Origin of the sequence: Polaromonas sp. (genome assembly GCF_012927455.1) — a bacterium.
GTDB lineage: Bacteria > Pseudomonadota > Gammaproteobacteria > Burkholderiales > Burkholderiaceae_C > Polaromonas.
In genome coordinates this window covers 327292-352485 of record NZ_JABBPE010000002.1, presented here as the reverse complement: position 1 = coordinate 352485, position 25194 = coordinate 327292, and the positions used below count along the sequence as shown (strand labels likewise).

Genomic DNA, 25194 nt, shown 5'->3' with positions numbered 1-25194 from the left:
AAAAAAAACAGGCACTTGGGAAATGAGTGCACCCAATGTAGTTCACGCTTTGACCGCTGGCATAGCTGACTAACCCGAATAGGCCGTGCAAGTGCGTCGCCAGTCGCCAGCCGCCAGCTAGCCTGTCGAACTCTCGCGCAGTTTGAAGCGCTGTATCTTGCCAGTCGCCGTTTTGGGTAACTCGCTGACGAACTCAATCAAGCGCGGGTATTTGTACGGCGCCAGTTGCTGCTTGACATGGGCTTTCAGCTCGTCCGCCGTCACCGTCTGGCCAGCTTTAAGCACCACATAGGCCTTGGGCTTGACCAGTTGGTCGGCGTCGGCCACGCCAATGACAGCGACTTCCAGCACGGCGGCGTGGCTCATCAGGCAGGCCTCGACTTCGAATGGCGAAACATAAATGCCGCCGACCTTGAGCATGTCGTCGCTGCGCCCGCCGTAGGTGTAGTAGCCGTCGGCGTCACGCGTGTACTTGTCGCCGCTTTTGGTCCATTCTCCGGCAAAGGTGGCCTTGGTCTTGGCGCGGTTGTTCCAGTACATCAGTGCGGCGCTCGGGCCGCTGATCTGCAGTTCGCCGATCTCGCCAACGCCGCATTCCTGGCCGTCGTCGCCGACGATGCGCAGCGCGTAGCCGGGTACTGCCTGGCCGGTCGTGCCGTAGCGCACCTGGCCGGGCCGGTTGCTTAAGAAGATATGCAGCATCTCGGTCGAGCCGATGCCGTCCAGAATGTCGCAGTCATAGTGAGTTTTCCATTTTTTGCCGATTTCGGCGGGTAGCGCCTCGCCAGCGCTGGCGCAAAGGCGCAAGTTAAGCGCCGACCGCTCCGGCTTGTCCGGGAAGGCCAGCAAGCCTGCATACAGCGTGGGCACGCCGAAGAAGATGGTTGGCTGGTATTTTTCAAGAACACCAAATACCTCCGCCGGCGTGGGGCGCACGGCCAGCAGTACGGTGGTGGCGCCCACGCTCATGGGGAAGGTCAGCGCATTGCCAAGGCCATAGGCAAAAAACAGCTTGGCCGCCGAATACACCACGTCCGACTCGCGCATGCCGAGCACCGCGCGGCCATACAGCTCAGCGGTCTGGATCAGGTGGCTGTGCAGGTGCACCGTGCCCTTCGGCGTGCCGGTCGAGCCGCTGGAATAAAGCCAGAAGCAGGCGTCGTCCGCCCGCGTGTCTGCTATTTTTTTGGTAGCTGTCTGCGCCCGTATCGCTTGGGCTAACGTTATGAATGAAGCCGAATCTTCGGTTCCCGCGACGAACACCGTTTTCAGTGTGTCGCGGTCTGCCAGCAGTGCTTCGAACTGCGGCAGCAGGGCCTGCGAGACGACCAGCCCCTGGGCGCGCGAGTCGCGCAGCATGAAGGCAAAGTCAGCGCTGGTCAGCAGGGTGTTGGCCGCCACCGGTACCACGCCCGCCAGAATGCAGCCCAAAAACGCCACCGGCCATTCGGGCGTGTCCAGCATGGCCAGCATGACACGGCTTTCCGGCGCAAAACCGTGCGCCCGCAAGGCATTGGCAAAGCGCTGCGACTGCTCGGCCAGCGCGCCGTAGCTCAACTGCTCGCCGCTGAGCGCATCGATAAAGGCGGCCTTGTCCGGGCGCTGGGCATTGCGCTCCAGCAAATCGTGCGCGGCGTTGTAGTCGCGGGGAATCTCTACCCGGGGTGGGCTGACCGAATGGTCGGCACGGCTCAATGGCATGTTGTGTCTCCTGCTTGGCATCTGGCTCGCGGTCTGAGGGCGATGCACCGATGCTATTATTTTTATAGCTGCTTGCGCCTGTGTCTATTGGGCTAGAGCATGATTTGATGTGTTTTTTTAGGTCTGGGAGGCGTTTTATGGTTCTACGCCGCTGTGTCGGCGTCTTGCAGCGCAGCGACCAGCCACTGGCGACACCAGGCTGTGCCCTCAATCTCGGGCAGGGTGCCGCTGCTGGCATCGTGGCACCAGACCTCTCCGATGCGCTGCGCTCCCAGACCCTGCAACCGCTCGTCGAATTTCTTGCCGCCAAAGCAGTAAGTTTGCAGGTAGGTGCGGTCGCCCAGCGCAATCACGCCGTAGCGCACATGGCCTAAAAACCGCGGCTGGGAATCCATCGAGTCGTACAAGGCCCGGGCATTGTCCGGGACATCACCGGAACCATAAGTGGCGCTGCAGATGAGATAAATCGCATCTTCTGCTTTTTCGGCATCAAACACGCTGATGTCCAGCCCGTCCATCAGCGTCACTTCAATGTCACTCACCAGATCAGCGCAATCCATCTGGATGGCCTGCGCCACATAGTCGGCAGTGCTGGTCATGGTGCCCACGAGGACTTTGAGCTTCATCAACAATTCTCCAGAAAAAAGATGCGATAAACTGCGCTGGATCAAACAAAGCTGAAGTATACTGCAATTTCTCGAGGTCGAGCTTGCAAAAATCGCAAACGCAGCCCCCTTTTTATTTAAAGCAGGTGTTTTTTGGAAATCATGTCTGAACAGGAATCGAAAGCCACGCTTGCCGAGTTGGGTGGGCGGATCAGAGCCTGGCGCGCGCGCCGCGGCATGACGCGCCGGGCGCTGGCGGCAGATTCCGGCCTGAGCGAGCGCTTTCTGGCGGATGTGGAATCAGGAAAAGGTAATGTCTCCATCAATTCTCTGGAAGCGGCGGCGCGTGCGCTGAATATTTCCATTCTGGAGTTGCTGCAGGACGCGCCGCGCCCGGCGCTGGCACGGGCGCAGGGCCTGCTCTCGCGGCTCGATGACGCGCAACTGGACCAGGCCTGCGGCTTGCTGGGCAGCACCTTTGGCCTGCAGGACGCGCCGGGCCGCGCGCAGCGGGTGGCCTTGATTGGCTTGCGCGGCGCCGGCAAATCGACGCTGGGCAGCCAGCTGGCGGCCCGGCGCGGCCTGCCCTTCGTTGAGCTGGATCGTGAAATCGAACGCGAAGCCGGCACCAGCATGAACGAAATCCTGCTGCTGCACGGGCAGGCGGGCTACCGGCGTTACGAACGGCGCGCGCTGCTGCGCATTGCCGAAGAGCATGCCGGCGGTGTTGTGATAACCACGGGCGGCAGCATCGTCAGCGAGCGCGAAACCTTTGATTTGCTGCAAAGCCTTTTTTACTGTGTCTGGCTCAAGGCCAGCCCGCAAGAGCACATGGCGCGCGTGGTGGCCCAGGGCGACATGCGGCCTTTTGACGCGACGCGCGGCGCCACCAGCGAGGCGATGGAAGACCTGCGCGGCATTCTGGCCAGCCGGGAAGCGTTGTATGCGCGCGCCGACGCCGTCGTCGATACCGCTGCACACAGCCCTAAACAGAGCCTGAAAGACCTTGATCGCGCTGTGCCGCAGGCTAAATCCTTCGTCAAATCCATCGCCCAACACCCCGAGAAAGAGACGACATGAACGCCATGACCGAGCCGCTATTGTTTAAACAGCTGATCGCCGGCCAGCAGCGCGAGCTGGTGAGCTTTGCCACGCACCCCAGCCGTTATCAGCACTGGACGCTGACGGTAGAAGGCGAGGTGGCTCGCCTCAAGCTAGACATCAACGAAGACGGCGGGATCAAGCCGGGCTACAAGCTCAAGCTCAACAGCTATGACCTCGGGGTCGACATTGAACTGCACGACGCCATTAACCGCATCCGCTTCGAACACCCGGCTGTCAAGGTGCTGGTGTTTGAGAGCGGCAAGGAAAAAATCTGGTGCTCAGGCGCCAACATCTACATGCTGGGCCTGTCCGGCCATGGCTGGAAGGTGAACTTCTGCAAGTTCACCAACGAAACCCGCAACGGCCTGGAAGATTCATCGCGCCATGACGGCCTCAAGTCGATTGCCGCCGTCACGGGTGCCTGCGCCGGTGGCGGCTACGAGCTGGCGCTGGCCTGCGACCGCATCATCATGGTTGATGACCGCAGCTCGACCGTGAGCCTGCCCGAAGTGCCGCTGCTGGGCGTGTTGCCCGGCACCGGCGGCCTGACGCGCATCACCGACAAGCGCAAGGTGCGACGCGACCTGGCCGACATTTTCTGCACCACCAGCGAAGGCGTGCGTGCCGATCGCGCCAAAGACTGGAAGCTGATTGACGGCTGCGCCAGGCCGCAGCAATTCGGCGCCTTACTTGCTACAGAAATAGAAGCACTCCGCGCCCGATCTACAAGGGCTGCAGGCCTAAACCTTAACGAAAATGGCATTGAATTGACGGCTTTGCGGGCAACCATTGACGACGCCGGCTACCACTACAGCGTGGTCGATGTGGGGGTGGACCGCGACAAGCGCATCGCCACCTTAACAGTGCAGGCGCCCGCTGTGCCCGTCGAGTCCACGCCAGACGCCATCAAGGCCGCCGGCGCCAGCTGGTACCCGCTCAGGCTGCAGCGCGAGCTCGACGACGCCATTTTGAATCTGCGCAGCAACGAGCCAGAAATCGGCACTTGGGTGATCCGGACGCAGGGCGATGCGGTTCTGGTCATGCAGATGGACGAGGTGCTGGACCAACTCAAGGAGCACTGGCTGGTGAAGGAAACGCTGGGGGCGCTGCGCCGCACCTTGGCGCGGCTGGACGTGACCAGCCGCTCGCTGCTTGCGCTGGTCGATGCCGGCTCGTGCTTTTCCGGTACGTTTTATGAGTTGGCGCTGGCCTGCGACCGCATCTACATGCTGGAGTTGCCTGATTCTTCCGATGCCGCGCCGGCGCTTCAGCTCAGCGCCGCTAATTTCGGCTGGTTTCCCGCCGTCAACGGCTTGAGCCGGTTGCAGACGCGGTTTTGCGAGGACATGTCGACCATCACCCAGCTGGAAAAACTCGGCGACAGCAGGCTGCTCGCCGACCAGGCACTGGCGCTCGGCCTGGTCACTTTGACGCCAGACGACATCGACTGGGACGACGAGATTCGCATCATGCTTGAAGAGCGTGCCAGTCTATCGCCCGACGCCATGACCGGCCTGGAGGCCTCGCTGCGCTTTCCCGGCAAAGAGACCATGGAAACGCGCATCTTCGGCCGCCTTTCGGCTTGGCAGAACTGGATTTTCATTCGCCCCAATGCGGTGGGCGAAGAGGGCGCCTTGAAGCTCTTTGGCACCGGCAAGAAAGCCAAATTCGACTGGAAGAGGGTATAGCCCCCACGCTTTTCGCTGCACGTAATACGCTGCCCCTTGCACAAGAAGAAGGGGCTATTTTTTCTAGGGGCGGCCCGTCGAAAAATTGCCTTCTTTCTCATCTAACAAAGGAAGTTCTATGTCCAACATTGACCTGCAAGCCCTGATCCCCAACAACGTCCAGCTCGGTGAAAACCGACAGTTGCAACGCGCGCTTGAGCACTGGCAACCGGCCTTTTTGAACTGGTGGGACGAAATGGGTCCCAGCGACTTCAAGGCCAACGACGTTTTTCTGCGTACCGCCGTCGGCGTCGATGCGTCGGGCTGGGCCAGCTATGGCTACACGCCCATGCCCGACTACCGCTGGGGCATTTTTATGGCCGACAAGGAAGCGGGCCGCAAGATCGGCTTTGGCGACCACAAGGGCCAGGACGTCTGGCAAGAGGTCCCGGGTGAATACCGCAGCGCTTTTCGCCGGCTCATCGTCACGCAGGGCGACACCGAGCCGGCATCGGTTGAGCAGCAACGCCTGCTCGGCCATACCGCGCCCTCGCTGTACGACCTGCGCAACCTGTTTCAGGTCAACGTGGAAGAAGGCCGCCACCTCTGGGCCATGGTGTATCTGCTGCACGCGCACTTTGGCCGGGATGGCCGCGAGGAAGCCGAGGAACTTTTGATGCGCCACAGCGGCGATGCCGACAAGCCGCGCATTCTGGGGACGTTTAACGAACCCATGGACAACTGGCTGAGCTTTTTCATGTTCACCTACTTCACCGACCGGGACGGCAAGTTCCAGCTCAAAAGCTTTGCCGAGTCGGCGTTTGACCCGCTGGCGCGCACCACGCGTTTTATGCTCACCGAGGAAGCGCACCACATGTTTGTCGGCGAGACCGGTATCGGCCGCGTCATTAAACGGACGCTGGAAGTGATGAAGGAACTGCAGACCGATGACGTCGCCATGCTGCGTCAGGCCGGTGTGATTGATTTGCCGACCATCCAGAAATTCATGAACTACTGGTTCACCTCGTCGCTAGACCTGTTCGGCTCGGAGTCATCAAGCAACGCCGCCAACTACTTCAGCAACGGCATCAAGGGCCGGCCCGACGAAGCGAAGTTTGCCGACCATGTCGAGCTCGATACCGAAATGAGCATCCAGGTGCCTGACGGCAAGGGAGGACTGAGGAATGAAACCATTTCAACGCGTAACGGCATGAACGAAATCACCCGGCTGGAATACGTGAAGGATTGCAATGTCGGCGTGACGCGCTGGAACATGGGCATCAAGCGGGCCGGTATTAATTTTGAACTGAGCTTGCCCAACACGCGTTTTCGCCGTAGCGTCGGCGCCTGGGCAACCGCCTGCACCAACCCGCAGGGCCAGCCCATCAGCGCGGCAGAGTTTGAAGCGAATAAGGACGCCTGGCTGCCGACCGACGCCGACAAAAGCTTCATTCACAGCCTGATGCAGCGCGTTACCGAGCCGGGCAAGATGGCCGGCTGGATTGCACCGCCGGACCGTGGCATCAACGCCAATCCGATTGAGTACGAATACGTCAAGCTTTGAGAATATCGCCCCCAACGGTCGCTTACTGCGTGTAGCTTTTGAGGCCTTGCAGGCCGCGGCTCGCCAGACGCTTTGCCTTTGTCGCCCGTCCGAACCTGCTCAAGCAGGTTCGGAGCAGCAGGCTCCAGACCCTCGGGGGCCGTCGCTTGCTCGGGACGGACGGGCGGTGAAACCTAGCCGGCGATGAATGCGCCGCGTTCACTGAGCAGTTCGCGCAGCAGCGAACGGTGGCAGCGTGCTTCGTTGTCGCAGTAACAGCCGACCGCGAAATTGGTCTGGTGCGACAGCGCCGCCAGCAGATCCAGGCTTCGGCTGGCATCGGGCTGATTCGTTTCCGCGCGGTATTTTTTGCTGAACAAGGCCCAGTCCTTGTCCGATTCGATCGTCTGCCCCAGCTTCATGGTCTCCAGGCTCGGTGCCAGGTTGGGATACCAGACGTCGTACCAGTCCTGCGACGCAAACGCCGCCTTGGGCACACCGCGCGGTGGTCGGCGCACCGTACCAATGCGCAAGCCCTCATCGGTGCTGCGCGCCTCTCCCAGCCTGACGATCTTCACGGTCATTTGAGTCTCCTGTTTATTTCTCCATTGTGAGACCGTCTGCCAGTCTGCCCATTTTGTTGGGGCTACCGCTGTCACTGAAAGGTGGCCAAGAGCCGGTTTTCTGACCGGCGCCGGACTCAAGCAAAGCTGACGTTGGCAGGCAACGCAAAAAAATGGAGCCGCGCGCCGGGTTTGGAGTCCGTACACGCTATAATTCATTTCTTGTCGGAGTGTGGCGCAGTCTGGTAGCGCACCTGGTTTGGGACCAGGGGGTCCAAGGTTCGAATCCTTGTACTCCGACCAAGAATTCGATTAAAAAAAGCTCACTTTGTGGGCTTTTTTTATATCCGCCTTCGTTTTCTGCCCGTAGCTCAGTCGGATAGAGCATCAGCCTTCTAAGCTGAGGGTCGGGGGTTCGATCCCCTCCGGGCAGACCATTTAGCCTCCTGACACCCTCTAAAAATTCCTCAGGACTTGCATGTGTACCCGCATGACCGGTTTGGTGGCGGCTGGACTACTGGCACTTTGTTGTAGCGCAGCGGCAAGGGCTTCGCCGAAAAAAGTTAGGTTGATCGTGATACCGGGATTTCGCTTATTTTGCTACTATTATGATAGCTGTATTCGCCCGTCCCTTATGGGCTACTGCCTTATTTGTTCTGAATTTCAGCGTTTTTGGTACTGCGTGCTGCCAAACAGGATTTCGCGCTCTTTGTCGCCTGTGATGGGGCGGCGCAGGTCTGCCAGCACCTGCACGCCGCGCTGTACCGCCGGGCGGGCACCAACCAGGTCAAACCACTTTTTCAGTTGCGGGTAGTCGGCCCAGTCTATGCCCTGGTTTTCCCAGTTGCGCAGCCACGGAAAGATGGCGATGTCAGCGATGGTGTACTGGTTGCAGGCGATGAATTTGCTGCTGGCCAACTGCTTGTCCATCACGCCGTAAAGCCGTTTGGCTTCGTTGCTGTAACGGTTGATCGCATACTCTAGTTTGTTTGGCGCGTACTGCCGAAAGTGGTGCGCCTGTCCAAGCATGGGGCCGACTCCACCCATCTGGAACATCAGCCATTGCAGCACCTGAAATTTAAGCCTGTCGGTTTTCGGCAGCAGTTTGCCGGTTTTGGCTGCCAGGTAAAGCAGGATGGCGCCTGATTCAAACAGGGCAATCGGTTTGCCGTCCGGGCCGTTCGGGTCTATCAGGGCGGGAATCTTGTTGTTAGGACTGATGGCCAGAAAATCGGCTTTGAACTGGTCGCCAGCGCCGATATTGACCGGAATAGCCTCCCAGTCGCGGCCCAGCCGCAAGCCACATTCCTCTAGCATGACATGCACTTTGTGCCCATTGGGTGTGGGCCATGAATAAACCTTGATCACAGTTGTTTCCTTTGGATTCGATTACCGCTACGATGAAGTTTCACGGACTTTAAGAGAGAAGCAGGAACGATGTTTGAGCGGCTTAAAAAGTTTTCTGTAAACGCTAAAGCAGCTGGACAGAACCCGGCCCAGGCCGATGCCGTGTCCTCATGGGCCGATGCTCAGGGCTTTTCCTTTGCTGCAGCGGGGGAGGGCCAAGGCTTCTCCCTGACTGGCATGGTCGACAACAAACCGTGGCGACTGGAATGCGGCCGCTCGTCGCGCGACTACCTCTTGGGCGAAGAACTGCGAGCCCGAGCTGAACTCAAGCTCGATCGCGGAGCATCGGTGCTGATCATGAGCCGTCCGCTGAAGGAAATGCTGGAAAAGCGGGCTTACGGTATCTACACCGACACCGTTCAGACCACGGCCGACCCAAGCCTTACCGAGGAAATGCGCTGGCTCGCTTTGTACCCGGAAGTGGGCTGGAACGGTCTGCCCGAGGCCTTCTGGGATCGCTATGCGGTGTTGGCTAATCAGCGCAGCCATGCCGTGGGCTGGCTTGACCTCGATCTGGCTGGCCTGCTTTTGTCATGGCCGGAACCGGGCGCAGACGCAAAGCTGCCTTTTATCTTGATGCTGCTGCGCGGCAAGGCCTACCTGCGCATGCAATATACGCCGGGCGATTTGCCCATGCTGCAGCATGCGACCCTGATCTTCCATGCCGCTTGCAAGTTGGCGCTGGCCGATCGTTCCACCGATATTGTCTGCGATTAAGAAAAAAAAGCCGCTAGCCCATACAGGGCGGGCGCAAGCAGCTATCTATTTTATATCACTAGCAGCCCGAGATATCTCAGCTGGCGCGTCGGCAGTCTTGTGCCAGCAGCCTTTAAGCCTGGCCTGGAACCACTAGGTGCTTGGCCAGTTCCAGCTTGGCCAGCGAGGCGCGGTGCACTTCGTCCGGGCCGTCGGCCAGGCGCAAGGTGCGCTGGTTGGCGTAGGCGTAGGCCAGCGGGAAATCGTCCGACACGCCGCCGCCGCCGTGGGCCTGAATGGCCCAGTCAATGATCTGGCAGGCCATGCTGGGCGCCACTACCTTGATCATGGCGATCTCGGCCTTGGCGACCTTGTTGCCCACGGTATCCATCATGTAGGCGGCCTTGAGTGTCAGCAGGCGTGCCTGCTCGATCATGCAGCGCGATTCGGCAATGCGTTCGCGCCAAACCGACTGCGCGGCGATGGGCTTGCCAAATGCAATCCGGCTGTTCAGGCGTTTGCACATGAGTTCGACGGCACGTTCGGCAATGCCGATGCTACGCATGCAGTGGTGAATGCGTCCGGGGCCAAGCCGGCCCTGGGCAATTTCAAAGCCGCGGCCTTCGCCCAGCAGCAGGTTGCTGGCGGGCACGCGCACATTGGTCAGCCGTACTTCCATGTGGCCGTGCGGCGCGTCGTCGTAGCCAAAGACGCTAAGCGGGCGCAGCACGGTGATGCCCGGGGTATTGGCCGGCACCAGAATCATCGATTGCTGTTCGTGGCGGCCGGCATCGGGATTGGTTTTGCCCATGACGATGTAGATCGCGCAGCGCGGATCTCCAGCGCCGGACGACCACCATTTGAGGCCGTTGATCACGTAGTCGTCGCCGTCGCGCTCAATGCGGCACGCGATGTTGGTGGCGTCGGAAGAGGCGACTTCAGGCTCGGTCATTAGAAAGGCTGAGCGGATGTCGCCCTTAAGCAGGGGCATCAGCCACTCGTCCTTGTTGGCTTCGGAACCGTAGCGGGCAATGGTTTCCATGTTGCCGGTGTCGGGCGCCGAGCAGTTGAAGACCTCGGCCGCAAACGGCACGCGGCCCATGATTTCGCACAAGGGTGCGTATTCAAGGTTGGACAGGCCTTCGGGCGCACGCGGGGAGTGCGGCAAAAACAGGTTCCACAGGCCGGCGGCGCGCGCCTTGGGTTTCAGCTCTTCAATCAGGGTGGTGGGAATCCAGGCATTTCCCTTGGCCCGGTTCTCAGCAATCTCGCGAAAAAACCGCGCTTCGTTCGGGTAGACGTGCTGGTCCATGAACTTCAACAGGCGCGCCTGCAAGTCTTGTACTTTGGGGGTGAAGTCGAAATCCATGAAATCTCCTGGGGTGTGTGAAAAAAGAAGAGGGGGCGAGAGAAGAGGGGTCAGGCTGGGGGTTTAAGCGCAAAGTCCCAGGCCATTTTGGCCAGCAGCGGCGCGCCGGCGGCCGAACTGACGGCCTGGGCACTCGATGCGGTTCCGGCCTCTACCCGTTTGGCAATGCCTTGCAAAATTGCGGCGAGGCGAAACAGGTTGTAGGCCAGGTAAAAATTCCAGTCGGCCCGCAGCGCTTCGGGTGTCGTCAGGCCGGTGCGTTCGCAATAGCGGCGGATGTACTCGGCCTCGGTGGGAATGCCCAGACTGGCGACATCGAGCCCGCCAATTCCGCGAAACGTTCCGGGTGGAATATGCCAGGCCATGCAGTGGTAGCTGAAGTCGGCCAGCGGATGGCCCAGCGTGGACAACTCCCAGTCCAGCACAGCGAGCACGCGCGGCTCGCTGGCGTGAAACAGCAGGTTGTCGAGCCGGAAGTCGCCGTGCACGATGGACACCTGGCTGGCGTCGCGTGCACTGGCCGGGATGTTGGCGGGCAACCATTGCATCAGGCTGTCCATCTCGGGGATGGGTTGGGTGATGGAGGCGTTGTACTGCTTGCTCCAGCGGCCAATCTGGCGCTCAAAGTAGTTGCCTGGCTTGCCGTAGTCGGCCAGGCCGCGTTCGGCAAACTTTACCTTGTGCAGGGCGGCGATCACGCGATTCATCTCGTCATAGATGTCGCCACGCTGGGCATTCGTCATGCCGGGCAGGGACTGGTCCCAGAGCACCCGGCCTTCAACAAACTCCATCACATAAAAAGCCCGCCCAATCACCGCCTCGTCTTCGCAAAGGCAATGCATTTTGGGAACCGGCACATCGGTGCCTTGCAGGCCCCGCATGACCTTGAATTCACGCTCCACCGCATGGGCGGACGGCAGCAGCCTGGCGACCGGACCGGGTTTCGCGCGCATCACGTAAGACGCGCTAGGGGTGAGGAGTTTGTAGGTGGGATTGGACTGCCCGCCCTTGAAAATTTCGGCTGTCAGCGGGCCTTTGAAGCCGTCCAGATGTTCGCTCAGGTAGGCGCTGAGGGCTTGCATGTCCACCGCCTGCGCGCCGGGGACGGACTGCGTTCCTAAAAAATGGTCAAAGTTGCTCATGATCTGTGGGGGGTTATTTGTCGATTTCGGCTTCAGCAATGCGCATCAGGGTTTCGCGGCTGCGCACCACCAGGCCACCCGGCTCGATACGGATGGCGCCCTCGCGCTCCATCGATTTGAGTTCCTGGTTGACGCGTTGGCGCGAGGCACCCAGCAGCTGGGCCAGCTCTTCCTGCGCCAGTTGCAGGCCGATCCGCACCTCGTGTCCGTCGGCCAGACATGGCACGCCGTAGCTGCGCACCAGGTGCAGCAATTGTTTGGCCAGTCGGGCCCGCAGCGGCAAGGTGTTGAGGTCTTCCACCAGGCCATAAAGCTGACGAATGCGGCGTGCGTGCAGGCGAAGCATGGCTTCGTACAGCTCGACATGCGACGCCAGGATCTTTCGGAAGTCGGCTTTGGCAACACACAGGATGGTGGTTTCGCCGTGGGCATAGGCATCGTGGGTGCGCCGGTCGCCATCGAAAATGGCCACATCGCCAAACCAGATCCCGGGCTCGACGTACGTCAGAGTGATCTGTTTGCCAGAAATCGACGTGGAACTGACGCGCACCGCGCCCTTGGCGCAGGCAATCCATTCTTCCGGCGGATCGCCGCGCGCGGAAATGAGTTGGCCGTCTTTGCAGCGTTTGACGAAAGCGCATCGCAGTATGTCGTGTCTCAGGGATGGTGACAGGGATGAAAACCAGCGGCCGCCGTTGATGGCCTCTCGCTCATCTATCGTAAGAATAGGATCGTCCATGGGCTGTCTTCTGAGTGACTAACAAAGTCTTGATTGTCGCGTGAGGGACGGGTCCCGCGCCATAGGGCTGTCGCATAGGCTTTGCACATGAGTCGCTTGGCGGCGGGAAGCTCTTGTACGGCTTCGGTGGTGATGCACCTTAGCGGTACTGCGGCGTGCGCTTTTGCAAAAATGCGTCAATGCCCTCGCCGGCATTGGAATGGTGCAGATTGCGCACAAAATGATCGCGTTCACTGGCAAGCTGCTGGCCTAGCGTGTTGACTGAGGCCTCGTTCATGAGCTCCTTCAGGCTGGCCAGCACGTTGGGCGCGCGTGCGTTGAGCTCCCCGGCCAATTGCAGGGCTTGGGCGAGCGCATCTCCGGCGGCCGTCACGCGGTTGACCAGTCCCAGCTCATGCAGCCGCTGGGCGCTGATGCGTTCGCCGCACATGAGCAGTTCGCTGGCCAGCGCCCGCGGCAAGGCACGCGTCAGGCTCCAGCTGGCGCCGCCGTCTGGCGACAGCGCCACCGTGCTGTAAGACATCACAAACACGGCGTTGTCAGCGGCGACTACAAAATCACAGGCCAGCGCCAGCGAAAAACCGGCACCGGCGGCCGCACCTTCGACTGCGGCTATCACTGGCTTGGGGTAAGTGCGGATGGAGTCTATCCAGTTGTGCAGGCCGTCTATGCTTTCGGCTTGTACCTCGGGGGGCTCTCGCCGGTTGGCTTGCAGGCGCTGCAAGTTGCCGCCGGCGCAAAAAAGCGCGCCTTCACCGGTGATCACGACGCTGCGGATATCCGGATTGTTTTCAGCAGCATTGAGCGCTTCAACGCCTGCCGCGTATATCTGGGGCCCCAGGGCATTTTTGAACTCGGGATTGCTCAGCGTGAGGATGAGGGTACCGCCCTCGCTGGTACTTTTCAGCGCGCCGATCATGTCAGTTCTCCTCGTGCATCAAGCTCAGGCCAATGGCGCCGCGCCGTCGCAGCCAGGGGGAAGGGCGGTAGCGCTGGTCGCCATATACGGTTTGCATGTTGAACAGAACTTCCAGCACGTTGGTGGGGCCGTAGCGGTCGCCCATGGCCAGTGGACCTATCGGATAACCCAGCCCGAGCGTGACGGCGGTTTCCAGGTCTTTCGGGCTGCATATGCCTTGCTGGCAGATGTCGCTGGCAATGTTGACGATGGAGGCGACGACGCGCTGCGTGACAAAGCCGCCGCTGTCCCGGATCACGCTGACGGCTTTGCCGTCGCGGGAGAACAGCGCATGGGCAGCGTCGCGCATGTCGGTGCGGGTGGCCGGGTTGGTCGCCAGCACCCGTCGCCGGGTGGCGGCGTCATCAATTAGCATGTCTATGCCCACGGTGCGCGTCGGGTCCAGCCGCTCCACCACGGCGACTGTCGTGATGTCAAAACCCAGCGGTGCCACCAGCTGCAAAGCCAGCAGTGAGGCCGATGGGCCGGATTCAATTTTTGCCCCCAGGTCTTTCAGCAATTGCAGCAATTCCGGACGTCGGGAGGCTCGGGGTGAGACCCAAACGGGGGGCAATTCGGCAAGCTCGGGAACGAGGGCTTCTGGCGGCGTTTGCGCTACGCCGCCTTCATAGCGGTAAAAACCTTGACCGGTTTTACGTCCGAGCATGCCGCCTGCCAGTCGCTGGGCGGTAATCACGCTCGGACGGTAGCGGGCCTCTTCGTAATACTGGTGGTAAATGGACTCCATGACCGGGTGCGAAACATCCAGAGCGGTCAGATCCATCAATTCGAAAGGGCCGAGCTTGAAGCCGGCCTGATCGCGCAGGATACGGTCTATGGTGGCGAAATCGGCGATGCCTTCGCTGACGATGCGCAGCGCTTCGGTGCCGTAGCCGCGCCCGGCGTGGTTGACGATGAAGCCGGGCGTGTCTTGCGCCTGCACCGGCGTGTGGCCCATCTGCCGGGCGTAGCTGGACAGCGTGCTGCAGACGGCCGCACTGGTTTTTAGACCAGCAATGACTTCGACCACCTTCATCAGCGGAACGGGGTTGAAGAAGTGATAGCCCGCCAGGCGCTCAGGATGCTTCAGTGCCGCCGCGATCGCCGTCACGGACAGCGACGACGTATTGCTCGCCAGCACCATGTGTGCGGGCACAAGTGCCTCCAATTCGACGAACAAGGTTTGCTTGGCATCCAGCCGCTCGACGATTGCCTCAATGATCAGATCGCAGTCCGCCAGTTCGGTTAGCGTGCTTGCCAGCACTAGCCGGGCTTTGTAGCCGTTGGCCACGCTGGCTTGCAGGCGATCTTTTTCAACCAGTTTGTCCCATTGGGCACAGATGGCATCACGGGCTTTTTCCGCCGCGCCCGCTTTCGCATCCATGAGCTTGACGAGGCTTCCCGCTTGCGCCGCAATCTGTGAGATACCGCGGCCCATGGCACCGGTGCCAACTATTCCAACGATTTTGTAACTTAATTGCATTTATGAATTATGGCTGACTGCTGTTTTGCCACACCGCTGTGGCAAAATTTGTAAATTACATGAATGCCACCGAGACAACCCTCAAATACATCCTCGGTGCAGTGCTGCTGGGTGCCACTGGCTGCAGCTTGGCAGTGTCTTTGGGCCGGATGCAGGGAGCAACGCTTGTAGGACGGCCTTTCGATGTGACACTCACTGCGCAACTCGACAGCGCTGAAGGGCTTTCGGGGGTCTGCGTGGCAGCCGATGTTTTTTTTGGGGACGCACAAGTGCCCGAAAACCGGGTTCGCATCCTGACCAGTGCGGGCGCCAAGGCAGGCGACGCACGGATACGTATACAGACCACTTCTATGGTGGACGAACCGGTAGTGACGGTGTACGTCCGCGAAGGTTGTTCGCAAAAGAATGCGCGCAAGTATGTGATTCTTGCCGAGTTTCTGTCTGACAGCGCCAGCCCGGTGCCTGTGACCATGGGCGAGGCCATAACGTCAGCGGCAGCGGCGGTGCAACGGCCCGGCATGGGTGAAGCAGGCAGTGTGGCCGGAGCGCTGGCAAGCACGAAGCGAGCGGAATCGGCAACCAGCGGGACGCGCAAACCAGCATTCAGACCCAAGGTCGTGGCAAGCCCGGCAACGGCTGCAGATGAGCGTCCGGCTGGAGCCACAACCCCTCAGTTGATCCTTCCTTCAACGCGTATGACGGCACGGGTTGCGGCTGAACCGGCCCGAAAGTCCTCACGCGCCCGCTTGAAACTCGATGTTCTGGATCTCGCCGCCGAGCGGGACCCGGTACTGCGTTCTACATCGGAACTGCTGACCATGCCTTCAACCAATGCGCTGCAGCGGGCCACCGCTATTGCGCTTTGGCAGGCGCTCAACGCTCAGCCCCAAGACATACTGCGTGACACCCAGAGACTCAAGTCCCTGGAGACCGATGTGGCCAGCATGCTGGTCCAAAGTCGTAAAACTGAGGCCGCAGTGACGCAACTGCGCGTCGAACTTGAGCAGGCGCGCAGTGAGCGCTACAGTAATTGGTTGGTCTACGGCTTGGGCGTTCTGTTGATGCTGGCGTCAGTGCTTGGAATTTTTCTCTGGACCCAAAGCAGAAGGCAAATCAGCGAGTTCAGCCGTGGCCCTTGGTGGCGCAGAAGGCTGGATACGCAGGAAGACATGGAGATTCCAGGCCCAGAGCCTTATGGCGGCGAGTCCATGAGCCAACATCTGAGCACCCATCCAGGCCGGGCAACCGGCCCTACCGTTGCTGCGCCGGACGTAGATTTCGAAGCGGACGAGTTTCCGCACGCGAGGCCAAAAATATCTCAGGATCTCCAGTTGGCAGGGCGTTTGGAGCCTATGGACACCAAAAGCAATACGGGATTTTCGTCCAGCCTGCCGGGCGCGCCGCGCCTCGTCAATGCCGAGGAGCTGTCGGACGTGCAGCACCAGGCAGATTTTTTTATGTCCTTGGGGCAGTTCGACAAGGCATTAGATGTCTTGCACCATCACATCACGGAGAGCGAGGAGACCAGCGCACTGGTATATCTCGACCTGCTTGACCTCTACCATCACCTCAACCGGAAAGTTGACTACGAACTGCTGCGCAAGGATTTCAACGAAATATTCAATGCCCAGGTATCCGCGTTTGAACAGTACAGTCCCGAGAGCAACGGTTTGGAGTTTTATCCATCGGCGCTCTCGCGCATCGAGTCGCTCTGGCCAACGCCCAGGGTTCTGGATGTCATCGAGGAAACCATTTTCCGAAAACCCGGTTCAAACGGCGATGTTTTCGATATTGCGGCGTACCGGGAATTGTTGCTGCTGTATGCGATTGCCAAGGAAATCGTCGAGCAACCTGCTGAGGTGACTGAGCCCGCAGGATCGTCGAGTCCCTCCGATAGCGGGTTTTCAAGTACCAGTTCCCAACCCTTGTCGGCTCGATTAAAGGACATGCCTGAGCTGTCGTCTCTGTCAAAACACGAGACTGACTTGACCCGGTTTACTGCCTCACGCTGGCTTGCCCTGGACATAGACGTGAGTCGCGATTTTGATGACAGCCCTGCATCGCAGTGCGTTGAGATCGGTGAACTGCTGGAGTTCGACATCGATCCATCCTATCTGCACGGCGTTAAAGACAAATAGTTGCTGGGAATTGCTTGATGTCGGGCGCTGGCAAAGAGGTGGAAAGTCTCTGGCGTTTGAGACTTTCGTCCCGATCCAGGGCAAGACCAGAAAAGGACTTTTGCTCTCGCTGAGAGCCTGATGGCGGTCGCTGCTTCATACAAAGGGTGAAGCATGACTTTGCGATGAAGGGAAATATGCTTGGAGGCCAATGCCCACATGCCGAGCTTCTGATCGAAACGCTGTCTTTGTCTGTCACCAAGTTAAATAAGCCACGCCAAACTAACGCCGCACCTGCAGCGCACCAGGATTGACAATATTGGTGGGTGTGCCCTTGATGAAGTTGACAACGTTATCAAACGCCGCCCCAAAATACATCTCGTAGCTGTCCTGCTCGACATAGCCGATATGCGGCGTGCAGATGCAGTTCTCAAGACGAAGCAACGCATGGCCTTGCAAAATGGGCTCTGACTCAAAGACATCCACAGCCGCAAGCCCGGGGCGCCCCCGGTTGAGCGCTGCAATCAAAGCCTCGGGCTCGATCAATTCTGCCCGCGAGGTGTTTACCAGCAGGGCAGTGGGTTTCATGCGGGAGAGATCTTCCGACGTCACAATACCGCGGGTTTCATCATTCAAGCGCAGATGCAGGCTGAGAACATCGCTTTGATCAAAGAACTCAGCTTTGTTGGTCGCGGTTTCAAAACCGTCAGCCTGGGCACGCTCGCGTGAGGCTTCGCGACCCCACACCACCACCCGCATGCCGAATGCACGGCCATAGCCAGCAACGATCTGACCGATTTTTCCGTAGCTCCAGATACCCAGTGTCTTGCCTTTGAGAACGGAACCGATGCCGAAATTAGTCGGCACTGAGGCTGATTTGAGGCCCGCTTGCTGCCAAGCGCCGTGCTTCAAGTGCGCAACGTAGTGAGGGATTCGACGCATGGCCGCCATTACCAGTGCCCATGTCAGTTCAGCAGGCGCCGTGGGGGACCCCATGCCTTCTGCAACAGCGATTCCGCGTTCGGTGCAGGCCGCAACGTCCACATGGCTGCCCACACGACCGGTCTGAACAATCAGTTTGAGTTTGGGGAGTTTTTCAATGACTTGACGATTGAGCTGGGTTCGTTCGCGAATCAGCACGATGACATCGGCGTCTTTGAGGCGGACAGACAACTGGCCGATACCCTTGACGGTATTGGTGTAAACCTTGGCAGGGTAGGCATCAAGCCTGGCAGCGCAATTCAATTTGCGCACCGCGTCCTGGTAGTCATCGAGAATCACAATATTCATAACGATATTGTGCCTGCAAGATTTTTCATTCCTCCCTGCGGGGTTGCCTGCACACCGTCAATTTGTATAGGAAGGCAACGCGCTGCTGTTTTTGCCCGTGACGGTTCGGCTCACGATTCAAGGCTGGAGCAATCCCGCATGCGTCCGTTCATGCTGAACCATGCGCTCAAGTTCTGCGCAGACATCGGCCATGCGACCTGAGATGACCATGCGGCCAGCGCAAGTGAGGCTTGCAGCACCGTCGAATTCCCGAACAACCTTGAGGTGGCTGACGGCGGGGAATTTAGAGGCGTTTCTGCCTATTTCGGTGCCGACAGAATGTTTATAGGCCGCTCGCTGCCGCCCGGCGCTGCCCGCCTGCGCAAAAGGCAACGGTAACTGCTGGGGGACTCGCCGGGTCTGCGCAGGAACAGCCAACAGGTTTGTCGTGTTCTGTGCCGGCACAAACCATGCAGCTACAGCCTGAGCCGGGGCTAGAAAAATTGACCGCATCGGTGGATGTAAAAAACTGACGATTCCCATGATGAACTCCTGTTTGAGAGAGGTTTACACAGGCAGGATTTCTGACTGGCTGGGGTGCCAGAGGGGTCACGCATCAGGGTGTTGGTCACCAATGACCAAACGCCCGCCACCTGTTGCGTAGCCAACAGAGTGCTACATCAGCATGGTGTTGCGGATCAATCCGACAGCCAGACCTTCGAGTTCGAAAGGCTCGCCGGGCTTAACGGTGATGGTTTTGAACTCAGGATTTTCGGGCAGCAGTTCGATCAGGCCGCTGGTGCGACGAAAGCGTTTGACGGTCACTTCATCGCCAAGCCTGGCGACGACAATCTGGCCATTTTTCGCTTCCTTGGTCTGTTTGACGGCGAGCAAATCGCCGTCCATGATTCCGACATCGCGCATACTCATGCCACGAACCTTTAGTAGGTAGTCTGGCTGCTGTTGAAACAGGCTGCTTTCAAGATAATAGGTCTTGTCGATATGTTCCTGCGCGAGAATCGGGCTGCCAGCAGCAACCCGCCCCACCAGAGGCAGTGCGAGTTGGGCCAAGCTTTGCAACGGCAGGGAAAACTGTTTGATACGCGATTCGTTCAGGCTCCTCAGGGTGTCACTGCGCAGGCGTATGCCGCGCGAGGTGCCGCTAACCAGTTCAATCACACCTTTGCGGGCCAGTGCCTGCAAGTGCTCTTCGGCTGCATTTGCTGAGCGAAAACCCAGCTCGGTGGCAATCTCGGCGCGGGTAGGCGGCGCACCGGTGCGAGAGATGGCTGTCTGGATCAGCTCCAGGATTTGTTGCTGGCGCGCGGTGAGCTTAGGATTTTCAAAAGAGGGATGCGGGAAATCGTTGAGAGTGCTCATGGCCGAAACTCCTTGGCTTGGTAGATCGATTGACAAGTTATGCAGGTCAGACCCTCGCATGCGAAAATTTATCTTGTAAGCTGTTTTAATAGCCAGTAACTGTATTTTTATACAGTCTCTAGAATAATGCAAGTCTTTTGCAAATTTCCTATTTATGAAACATCAACATCTTGTGATTCTGGGTACCGGCGGCACGATTGCTGGCCGCGCGGCCAATGCCTCTGACAACCTTGGCTACACCGCGGGCCAGGTGGGCATCTCGGAACTTCTGGCAACGCTTCCAGTTCCGCCCGGTGCGGAGCCCGTCATCTCTGAGCAGGTCGCGCAAATTGACAGCAAGGACATGAGCTTTGCGGTCTGGGCAACGCTGGCCGGGCGAGTTAGTCATTTTTTAGCGCAGCCCGATGTACAGGGTATCGTGATTACGCACGGCACCGACACGTTGGAGGAGACTGCGTACTTTTTGCAGCTAGCGTGCAACCCGGCCAAGCCGGTGGTGGTGACCTGCGCCATGCGCCCAGCTACAGCGTTGGCTCCCGACGGGCCGCAAAACTTGCTCGATGCGATGGCGGTTGCCCGCCACGCGGATGCCAAGGGCGTGGTGGCTGTCTGTGCGGGCACTATCCACAGCGCATTGGACATTCAGAAAGTACACACCTACCAGCTGGACGCCTTCAGTTCGGGAGACGCTGGTCCGCTTGGCTACGTTGAGGAGGGCATTGTCAGATTGGTAAAAAATTGGCCGCTAGCCAATGAGGGACGGGCGTCATCAGCTATAAAAAACATAGTAGAACTGGCCAGTCTTGCCGAATGGCCACGCGTGGAAATCGTCATGAACTATGCGGGCGCCAGCGGTACCGTTGTGGAGGCCTTGCTGGCGCAGGGCGTGCAGGGCCTGGTGGTTGCGGGTACGGGCAATGGTTCGCTGCACCATGCGCTCGAGGCCGCTTTGCTCAAGGCGCAGGTCGCTGGCGTACCAGTGCTTCGCTCGACACGCTGCCTCAATGGCCGAGTATTGCCCAAGCCAGGCGACGGCATCCCGGATTCCAAAGGATTGACTCCGGTGAAGGCCAGGGTGGCGCTGATTCTTCGTTTGCTAAGTGCAGGTCAGGGCTGATTTGATTTGCGGGGTTCGGAATATCTTTACCCATGGGCCCACGAAAAAGGCCGTCTGCTAGACGGCCTTTTTTAGGTGAGCGATGTCTTGCCGACTCAGTTTGACAATGCGGCGAATACTTTTTCGGTGATTTCATCCACGCCGCCCATGCCGCTGATGGCGCGGTATTTGGGCGCAGCTTCTGGTTCAGCTTTAGCCCAACGTGAGTAGTAATCCACCAAAGGGCGGGTTTGGGCGCTGTAAACTTCCAGCCGCTTGCGCACGGTATCTTCCTTATCGTCCTCGCGCTGAATCAAAGGCTCGCCGGTCACATCGTCCAGGCCTTCGACCTTGGGCGGGTTGTACTTCACATGGTAAGTTCGACCTGAAGTGCTGTGCGAGCGGCGTCCGCTCATGCGCTCGATGATGGCTTCGAACGGCACATCGATCTCCAACACGAAGTCAATCTTCACCCTTGCCGCCTTCATGGCATCGGCTTGGGGGAGGGTGCGCGGAAAACCGTCGAATAAAAAGCCTTTGGCGCAGTCGGGATGGGCAATGCGCTCCTTCACCAGGTTGATGATCAGGTCGTCACTTACCAGCGCGCCGGAATCCATGATTTTTTTGGCTTCAATGCCCAACGGTGTACCGGCCTTGACGGCTGCACGCAGCATGTCACCGGTTGAAATCTGCGGGATGCCGTATTTCTGGCAAATAAAGGTTGCTTGTGTTCCCTTGCCCGCGCCGGGCGCACCCAACAAAATCAGTCTCATGAATGTCCTCGTATTTTTATGAATTCAGGAAGTCAACTAGGCAGGTACAAGGGCTGGTAATGCTGGCTGCCGATCTCCATGGAAGTCTTAGACTTGTTTTTTGCAGAGGATAGCATGGGCACCTTTGCCAGCAGCTTACAGGGGCTACAAGGGTTAGAAGCGCATGTCGGCCCCACTGTTGCGCGCTATCTAAATAACTCGCGTGCCCGTTCCAGATCTTCCGGCGTGTCGACGCCCAGGCCCGGCGCATCGCCGGTGATGTGCACCGCTATGCGGTGGCCATGCCAGAGGGCGCGCAATTGTTCCAGCGACTCGAGTTGTTCCATGGGTGCTTTCGGCAGGCTTGGAAACTGCCGCAAAAACCCAACCCGATAGCCATAAATTCCAACGTGACGGAGCGGTTTGGGTAGCATGCTGCCGGCCTCCCACCAAGCCTGGCCTGCAAAGTCGCGGGCAGCGGGAATAGGGGCGCGGCTGAAATACAACGCCGTATGGCGCGCATCGAGCACCACCTTGACTACATTTGGGTTTAAAAAATCGGCCTGCTGGTCAATCGAGTGGGCGGCTGTGCTCATGGCGCAGTCCGGGCGCTCGCCGAGCAGGTTTGCCACAGCGTTGATCAGCGCCGGGTCTATCAGCGGTTCGTCGCCCTGCACATTCACCACGATGGCATCATCAGCGAGGCCGAGGCGGCTGCAGGCTTCCGCAAGCCGGTCGCTGCCGCTGGGGTGGTCAGCGCGCGTCAGTACCGCTGAAACGCCGAATGCCGCGCATTTCTCTACCACCTCGCTGCTGTCGGTGGCGACTACCGTGCGGGTGGCAGCACTGGACATGGCCCGTTGCGCCACGCGCACGACCATGGGCGCGCCACCGATGTCGGCCAGCGGCTTGTTGGGCAGGCGGGTGGAGGCCAGCCGAGCCGGTATGAGTACGGTAAAGCTCATGCTGTCAAAGTTGCAGCAGGCATCAAAGTCCGAGCTCTTCATCTGTGAGGGTTCGTGCCTCGTTTTCCAGCAGCACAGGAATTCCGTCGCGAACTGGGTAGGCGAGGCGGGCGGTGCGCGAGACCAGTTCCTGTTTCTCTCGGTCATACGTTAGCGGCCCTTTGGTGACGGGGCAGACCAGAAGTTCAAGTAGTTTGGTTTCCATGCTGTGATGGTAATGGAGAAATTCTGGCAGAAAGCCTGCGCGTCAGAAGTGCATCAAGCGCTGCAAAAAAAGCCGGCTCAGGCGAAAACGCTAAAGGCACGGCTAGCAACTGTAGCCCGCCCGGTTGCAGCGTGCCAAACAGCTTCACCGCGTCTTTTTCAGTGCAAAGAAGGGTTTGGCCTGCGTATGCACTGAAGTCGAAACTGTCGAAATCATGGTGATCCGGCAAAGCAATGGTCTTTTGCAGCGTCAGGCCACGTGCCCTGAGCATGTCAAAAAATGCTTCAGGATTCGCGATGCCCGCCAGTGCCACAAGCCCACGACCGTGCAGGGCGGCCAATGCGATCTGGCTGCCGTCTGCGGCTACCGCATAATCGACCAGTTCCCGGCTGGAGCTAAAGCCCTCAAAGGCGGGTTTTTGTCCGGTGTGCAGCAGCAGATCAAGGCCGTGACTTCTGCGCTCAGGCCAAGGCTCGCGAAGCGGGCCAGCCGGTTGCAACCAGCCGTTGCCCACGCCCCGGTCGTCAAACACGGCAATCTCAATGTCGCGTTGCAAGGCGTAGTGCTGCAAACCGTCGTCGCACACCACCACGTCGGTGGCCGGGTACGCTTTCAGCAGCGCTCGCAGGGCCTCGGTGCGCTGGGTTGCTACAAAAACAGGAGCACCAGTCGCCCGTTGTATAAGCGCTGGCTCGTCGCCAGAGGCCACAACAGGGGTGACCGGCCGGACTTCAAGACTCTCCTGGCCGGAACGTCCGTATCCGCGCGAGATCACGCCTGGCGCAAAACCCTGCGCCTGCAAGTGCTTGACGAGCGCCATCACCAGCGGTGTTTTGCCTGCACCGCCGGCCACCACATTGCCAACCACGATCACCGGTACGCCGAAGCGCTCTGATTTTAGGAAACCACTGCGGTACAAGGCCAAGCGCAGGCGCACGGCCAAGCCATGAAGTTGCGCTATCGGCCAGAGCAGGCGGGCCAGCCAGCCCCGAGACAGCCAAACCTTCAATAAAAGTTGTTTCACGCGTGTCCGGCCATGTCACAAGGCAAAGTGGCAGAGCGGGCCAACCCCTACCTGGCGCCAGCCTGCGCGGTGCTTTGGGTGGCAAAAGTGATTTGCGTCAGCCCATGGCGACGCGCTGCCTCCATCACTGTAATCACCGCTTGGTGCGTGGCGCTGGCGTCGGCGCTGATGATGATGACGCTGTCTTTGCCGGCCTTGGCCGCCTCGACCAGCGCCGCGCCCAGCCGCTCGATTCCGCGCCCTTCCACCAGGGTTTTGTTGACCATATAGCGGCCATCGCTGCTGACCGCGACGATCACCTCTTTCGGGTAATCTCGCTGCTGCTCGGTATCTGCCGTCGGCAACTTGACTTGAAGCTCGGTGAACTTGCTGTAAGTGGTTGACAGCATCAAAAAAATCAGTACAACAAGCAAGACGTCGATAAACGGAATCAAGTTGATTTCCGGTTCATCATGCGGGTGAGGGCGAAAGTTCATGTCATGTCCCTTTGGGCGACAGTGCGGCGCGAAGAGACAAGCGTGGGGGCCAGGGAACGCCGCGCAGGGCCGCCCCGAGCAAGTTGAGCCCCCCTCGGGGGCAGTGCAGTACACGAAGTGACAAGCGTGGGGGCCATACTCATTTTCGCAGGGTGTTGAGGTGACGTACAAAGCGTTCAGCCGCCAGTTCCATGGTCAGCAGGTAGCCGTCAACGCGGGCACGGAAATAGCGCCAGAAAATCAGTGAAGGAATGGCCACCATCAAGCCGAAAGCGGTGTTATACAGCGCAATCGAAATACCCTGCGCCAACTGCGCCGGGTTGCCGCCGGGCGCATTGCTGGCGCCGCCTGCGCCAGCCTGGGAGCCAAAAATTTCGATCATGCCGATGACGGTGCCCAGCAGGCCCAGCAGGGGCGCGGCCGAGGCTATGGTTGCCAGCGCCGCCAGATAGCGCTCCAGCTTGTGCGCCGCCTGGCGGCCAGCGCCTTCCAGCGTGGAGCGCAGATCTTCTTCGCTGATGCGCGGGTTCGAATTGAGGGCACGAAAGCCGCTTGCCAGCACCTCGCCCAGCAACGAGTTTTGTTCGAGTTGCGACACCACATCGGGCGAGGGAACGGCGGCGCGCGAAACCGTAATCGCTTCGTCAAGCAGTTTCGGCGGTGCGACCTTGGGCGTTTTGAGGCTGGTAAACCGCTCGATGACCAGCGCAAGAGCCAAGATGGAACAGGCAACCAAGGGCCAGATCGGCCAGCCTGCGGCTTGTATGATTGAAAACAATGCACGTCTCCAGACAGATAAATTGTGTTGGATTATGGCCTACCGAACCCAGGCACTCAGCCGGGCTGGCCCCTAGCTTGGCCATGTTTTGGGGAAGTTTTTGAGAGCACATAACCCACAGAACCTGTGGATAACTTTGTGAGCAAGTCCTGGCT

The 25194-nt window shown here is 59.3% G+C and carries 24 protein-coding genes and 2 tRNA genes; 8 read left to right on the top strand and 18 right to left on the bottom strand.

The window, feature by feature from the left end:
• Window positions 1-117: 117 nt before the first annotated feature.
• On the bottom strand, window positions 118-1701 hold the full coding sequence (locus HHJ18_RS02225; protein WP_296911092.1) for a benzoate-CoA ligase family protein: 1584 nt from the start codon (window positions 1699-1701) through the stop codon (window positions 118-120).
• A 143-nt stretch (window positions 1702-1844) separates the two neighbouring features.
• Complete coding sequence (locus tag HHJ18_RS02220) at window positions 1845-2327, bottom strand: flavodoxin domain-containing protein (protein ID WP_296911090.1); 483 nt, start codon at window positions 2325-2327, stop codon at window positions 1845-1847.
• 141 nt (window positions 2328-2468) lie between these two features.
• Between HHJ18_RS02220 and HHJ18_RS02215 the strand changes: the two genes are divergently transcribed.
• From HHJ18_RS02215 to boxB, 3 genes are all read left to right on the top strand, one after another.
• Window positions 2469-3386, top strand: a complete 918-nt coding sequence (locus tag HHJ18_RS02215; RefSeq protein WP_296911088.1) for a helix-turn-helix transcriptional regulator — start codon at window positions 2469-2471, stop codon at window positions 3384-3386.
• Window positions 3383-5098 (top strand): 2,3-epoxybenzoyl-CoA dihydrolase, encoded by a 1716-nt coding sequence (boxC, locus tag HHJ18_RS02210; protein ID WP_296911087.1) that lies wholly within the window; start codon window positions 3383-3385, stop codon window positions 5096-5098. The genes HHJ18_RS02215 and boxC overlap by 4 nt, the downstream gene beginning before the upstream one ends.
• 118 nt (window positions 5099-5216) lie before the next feature.
• Complete coding sequence (gene boxB, locus HHJ18_RS02205; protein WP_296911085.1) at window positions 5217-6641, top strand: benzoyl-CoA 2,3-epoxidase subunit BoxB; 1425 nt, start codon at window positions 5217-5219, stop codon at window positions 6639-6641.
• A gap of 173 nt (window positions 6642-6814) precedes the next feature.
• Here the strand turns inward: boxB and HHJ18_RS02200 are convergent, their stop codons facing one another.
• The gene (locus HHJ18_RS02200; protein WP_296911082.1) at window positions 6815-7204 is read right to left on the bottom strand and encodes a DUF488 family protein; all 390 of its coding nucleotides are present in this window, start codon (window positions 7202-7204) and stop codon (window positions 6815-6817) included.
• A gap of 205 nt (window positions 7205-7409) precedes the next feature.
• On the opposite strand from HHJ18_RS02200, the gene HHJ18_RS02195 reads away from it, so the two are divergent.
• A tRNA-Pro gene (locus HHJ18_RS02195) sits at window positions 7410-7486 on the top strand.
• A 57-nt stretch (window positions 7487-7543) separates the two neighbouring features.
• Window positions 7544-7620: transfer RNA gene (locus HHJ18_RS02190), tRNA-Arg, on the top strand.
• 226 nt (window positions 7621-7846) lie between these two features.
• Here the strand turns inward: HHJ18_RS02190 and HHJ18_RS02185 are convergent.
• Complete coding sequence (locus HHJ18_RS02185) at window positions 7847-8551, bottom strand: glutathione binding-like protein (protein ID WP_296911079.1); 705 nt, start codon at window positions 8549-8551, stop codon at window positions 7847-7849.
• A gap of 69 nt (window positions 8552-8620) precedes the next feature.
• Between HHJ18_RS02185 and HHJ18_RS02180 the strand changes: the two genes are divergently transcribed.
• Window positions 8621-9307: a hypothetical protein gene (locus HHJ18_RS02180; protein ID WP_296911077.1), complete on the top strand. Its 687-nt coding sequence runs from the start codon at window positions 8621-8623 to the stop codon at window positions 9305-9307.
• Between the two features lie 112 nt (window positions 9308-9419).
• Here the strand turns inward: HHJ18_RS02180 and HHJ18_RS02175 are convergent, their stop codons facing one another.
• The 5 genes from HHJ18_RS02175 to HHJ18_RS02155 all read right to left on the bottom strand — a co-directional run bounded on the left by HHJ18_RS02175 (window position 9420) and on the right by HHJ18_RS02155 (window position 14977).
• Window positions 9420-10655 carry an acyl-CoA dehydrogenase family protein gene (locus HHJ18_RS02175; protein ID WP_296911076.1) on the bottom strand — a complete coding sequence of 412 codons (1236 nt, stop codon included), beginning with the start codon at window positions 10653-10655 and terminating at the stop codon, window positions 9420-9422.
• Between the two features lie 50 nt (window positions 10656-10705).
• Complete coding sequence (locus HHJ18_RS02170) at window positions 10706-11797, bottom strand: phosphotransferase family protein (protein ID WP_296911074.1); 1092 nt, start codon at window positions 11795-11797, stop codon at window positions 10706-10708.
• Window positions 11798-11810: 13 nt separating this feature from the next.
• Window positions 11811-12536: a Crp/Fnr family transcriptional regulator gene (locus HHJ18_RS02165; RefSeq protein WP_296911072.1), complete on the bottom strand. Its 726-nt coding sequence runs from the start codon at window positions 12534-12536 to the stop codon at window positions 11811-11813.
• A gap of 139 nt (window positions 12537-12675) precedes the next feature.
• Entirely contained in the window at window positions 12676-13455 is a 780-nt protein-coding gene (locus HHJ18_RS02160) for an oxepin-CoA hydrolase, alternative type (RefSeq protein ID WP_296911070.1), read from the bottom strand.
• A gap of 1 nt (window position 13456) precedes the next feature.
• Entirely contained in the window at window positions 13457-14977 is a 1521-nt protein-coding gene (locus tag HHJ18_RS02155) for a 3-hydroxyacyl-CoA dehydrogenase (RefSeq protein ID WP_296911068.1), read from the bottom strand.
• 59 nt (window positions 14978-15036) lie between these two features.
• On the opposite strand from HHJ18_RS02155, the gene HHJ18_RS02150 reads away from it, so the two are divergent.
• The gene (locus HHJ18_RS02150; protein WP_296911066.1) at window positions 15037-17115 is read left to right on the top strand and encodes a hypothetical protein; all 2079 of its coding nucleotides are present in this window, start codon (window positions 15037-15039) and stop codon (window positions 17113-17115) included.
• 261 nt (window positions 17116-17376) lie between these two features.
• Here HHJ18_RS02150 and HHJ18_RS02145 read toward each other — a convergent pair whose 3' ends face one another.
• The 3 genes from HHJ18_RS02145 to lexA form a co-directional block, all read right to left on the bottom strand.
• The gene (locus HHJ18_RS02145) at window positions 17377-18384 is read right to left on the bottom strand and encodes a D-2-hydroxyacid dehydrogenase family protein (RefSeq protein ID WP_296911064.1); all 1008 of its coding nucleotides are present in this window, start codon (window positions 18382-18384) and stop codon (window positions 17377-17379) included.
• Between the two features lie 117 nt (window positions 18385-18501).
• A complete protein-coding gene (locus HHJ18_RS02140) occupies window positions 18502-18906 on the bottom strand; it encodes a hypothetical protein (protein WP_296911062.1) in 405 nt (134 codons plus the stop codon).
• Window positions 18907-19038: 132 nt separating this feature from the next.
• Entirely contained in the window at window positions 19039-19743 is a 705-nt protein-coding gene (lexA, locus tag HHJ18_RS02135; protein ID WP_296911893.1) for a transcriptional repressor LexA, read from the bottom strand.
• A gap of 154 nt (window positions 19744-19897) precedes the next feature.
• On the opposite strand from lexA, the gene HHJ18_RS02130 reads away from it, so the two are divergent.
• Window positions 19898-20860: an asparaginase gene (locus HHJ18_RS02130; protein ID WP_296911061.1), complete on the top strand. Its 963-nt coding sequence runs from the start codon at window positions 19898-19900 to the stop codon at window positions 20858-20860.
• Between the two features lie 95 nt (window positions 20861-20955).
• Here HHJ18_RS02130 and adk read toward each other — a convergent pair whose 3' ends face one another.
• The 6 genes from adk to HHJ18_RS02100 all read right to left on the bottom strand — a co-directional run bounded on the left by adk (window position 20956) and on the right by HHJ18_RS02100 (window position 25039).
• The gene (gene adk / locus HHJ18_RS02125) at window positions 20956-21612 is read right to left on the bottom strand and encodes an adenylate kinase (RefSeq protein WP_296911059.1); all 657 of its coding nucleotides are present in this window, start codon (window positions 21610-21612) and stop codon (window positions 20956-20958) included.
• A gap of 185 nt (window positions 21613-21797) precedes the next feature.
• A complete protein-coding gene (gene kdsB / locus HHJ18_RS02120; RefSeq protein WP_296911890.1) occupies window positions 21798-22556 on the bottom strand; it encodes a 3-deoxy-manno-octulosonate cytidylyltransferase in 759 nt (252 codons plus the stop codon).
• 22 nt (window positions 22557-22578) lie between these two features.
• Window positions 22579-22761, bottom strand: coding sequence for a Trm112 family protein (locus HHJ18_RS02115; protein ID WP_296911057.1), 183 nt, complete (start codon window positions 22759-22761; stop codon window positions 22579-22581).
• Window positions 22742-23785: a tetraacyldisaccharide 4'-kinase gene (lpxK, locus tag HHJ18_RS02110; protein ID WP_296911055.1), complete on the bottom strand. Its 1044-nt coding sequence runs from the start codon at window positions 23783-23785 to the stop codon at window positions 22742-22744. Before lpxK ends, HHJ18_RS02115 begins: the two co-directional genes overlap by 20 nt.
• A gap of 47 nt (window positions 23786-23832) precedes the next feature.
• Complete coding sequence (locus HHJ18_RS02105) at window positions 23833-24261, bottom strand: biopolymer transporter ExbD (RefSeq protein ID WP_296911053.1); 429 nt, start codon at window positions 24259-24261, stop codon at window positions 23833-23835.
• Window positions 24262-24400: 139 nt separating this feature from the next.
• A complete protein-coding gene (locus HHJ18_RS02100) occupies window positions 24401-25039 on the bottom strand; it encodes a MotA/TolQ/ExbB proton channel family protein (RefSeq protein WP_296911051.1) in 639 nt (212 codons plus the stop codon).
• Between the last annotated feature and the right edge of the window lie 155 nt (window positions 25040-25194).

What these genes read in the sequence shown, in the direction of transcription:
- HHJ18_RS02225 (WP_296911092.1), bottom strand. Translation starts at nt 1,701, where the DNA reads ATGCCATTGAGCCGTGCCGACCATTCGGTCAGCCCACCCCGGGTAGAG.
- HHJ18_RS02220 (WP_296911090.1), bottom strand. Translation starts at nt 2,327, where the DNA reads ATGAAGCTCAAAGTCCTCGTGGGCACCATGACCAGCACTGCCGACTAT.
- HHJ18_RS02215 (WP_296911088.1), top strand. Translation starts at nt 2,469, where the DNA reads ATGTCTGAACAGGAATCGAAAGCCACGCTTGCCGAGTTGGGTGGGCGG.
- boxC (WP_296911087.1), top strand. Translation starts at nt 3,383, where the DNA reads ATGAACGCCATGACCGAGCCGCTATTGTTTAAACAGCTGATCGCCGGC.
- boxB (WP_296911085.1), top strand. Translation starts at nt 5,217, where the DNA reads ATGTCCAACATTGACCTGCAAGCCCTGATCCCCAACAACGTCCAGCTC.
- HHJ18_RS02200 (WP_296911082.1), bottom strand. Translation starts at nt 7,204, where the DNA reads ATGACCGTGAAGATCGTCAGGCTGGGAGAGGCGCGCAGCACCGATGAG.
- HHJ18_RS02180 (WP_296911077.1), top strand. Translation starts at nt 8,621, where the DNA reads ATGTTTGAGCGGCTTAAAAAGTTTTCTGTAAACGCTAAAGCAGCTGGA.
- HHJ18_RS02175 (WP_296911076.1), bottom strand. Translation starts at nt 10,655, where the DNA reads ATGGATTTCGACTTCACCCCCAAAGTACAAGACTTGCAGGCGCGCCTG.
- HHJ18_RS02170 (WP_296911074.1), bottom strand. Translation starts at nt 11,797, where the DNA reads ATGAGCAACTTTGACCATTTTTTAGGAACGCAGTCCGTCCCCGGCGCG.
- HHJ18_RS02165 (WP_296911072.1), bottom strand. Translation starts at nt 12,536, where the DNA reads ATGGACGATCCTATTCTTACGATAGATGAGCGAGAGGCCATCAACGGC.
- HHJ18_RS02160 (WP_296911070.1), bottom strand. Translation starts at nt 13,455, where the DNA reads ATGATCGGCGCGCTGAAAAGTACCAGCGAGGGCGGTACCCTCATCCTC.
- HHJ18_RS02155 (WP_296911068.1), bottom strand. Translation starts at nt 14,977, where the DNA reads ATGCAATTAAGTTACAAAATCGTTGGAATAGTTGGCACCGGTGCCATG.
- HHJ18_RS02150 (WP_296911066.1), top strand. Translation starts at nt 15,037, where the DNA reads ATGAATGCCACCGAGACAACCCTCAAATACATCCTCGGTGCAGTGCTG.
- HHJ18_RS02145 (WP_296911064.1), bottom strand. Translation starts at nt 18,384, where the DNA reads ATGAATATTGTGATTCTCGATGACTACCAGGACGCGGTGCGCAAATTG.
- HHJ18_RS02140 (WP_296911062.1), bottom strand. Translation starts at nt 18,906, where the DNA reads ATGGGAATCGTCAGTTTTTTACATCCACCGATGCGGTCAATTTTTCTA.
- lexA (WP_296911893.1), bottom strand. Translation starts at nt 19,743, where the DNA reads ATGAGCACTCTCAACGATTTCCCGCATCCCTCTTTTGAAAATCCTAAG.
- HHJ18_RS02130 (WP_296911061.1), top strand. Translation starts at nt 19,898, where the DNA reads ATGAAACATCAACATCTTGTGATTCTGGGTACCGGCGGCACGATTGCT.
- adk (WP_296911059.1), bottom strand. Translation starts at nt 21,612, where the DNA reads ATGAGACTGATTTTGTTGGGTGCGCCCGGCGCGGGCAAGGGAACACAA.
- kdsB (WP_296911890.1), bottom strand. Translation starts at nt 22,556, where the DNA reads ATGAGCTTTACCGTACTCATACCGGCTCGGCTGGCCTCCACCCGCCTG.
- HHJ18_RS02115 (WP_296911057.1), bottom strand. Translation starts at nt 22,761, where the DNA reads ATGGAAACCAAACTACTTGAACTTCTGGTCTGCCCCGTCACCAAAGGG.
- HHJ18_RS02105 (WP_296911053.1), bottom strand. Translation starts at nt 24,261, where the DNA reads ATGAACTTTCGCCCTCACCCGCATGATGAACCGGAAATCAACTTGATT.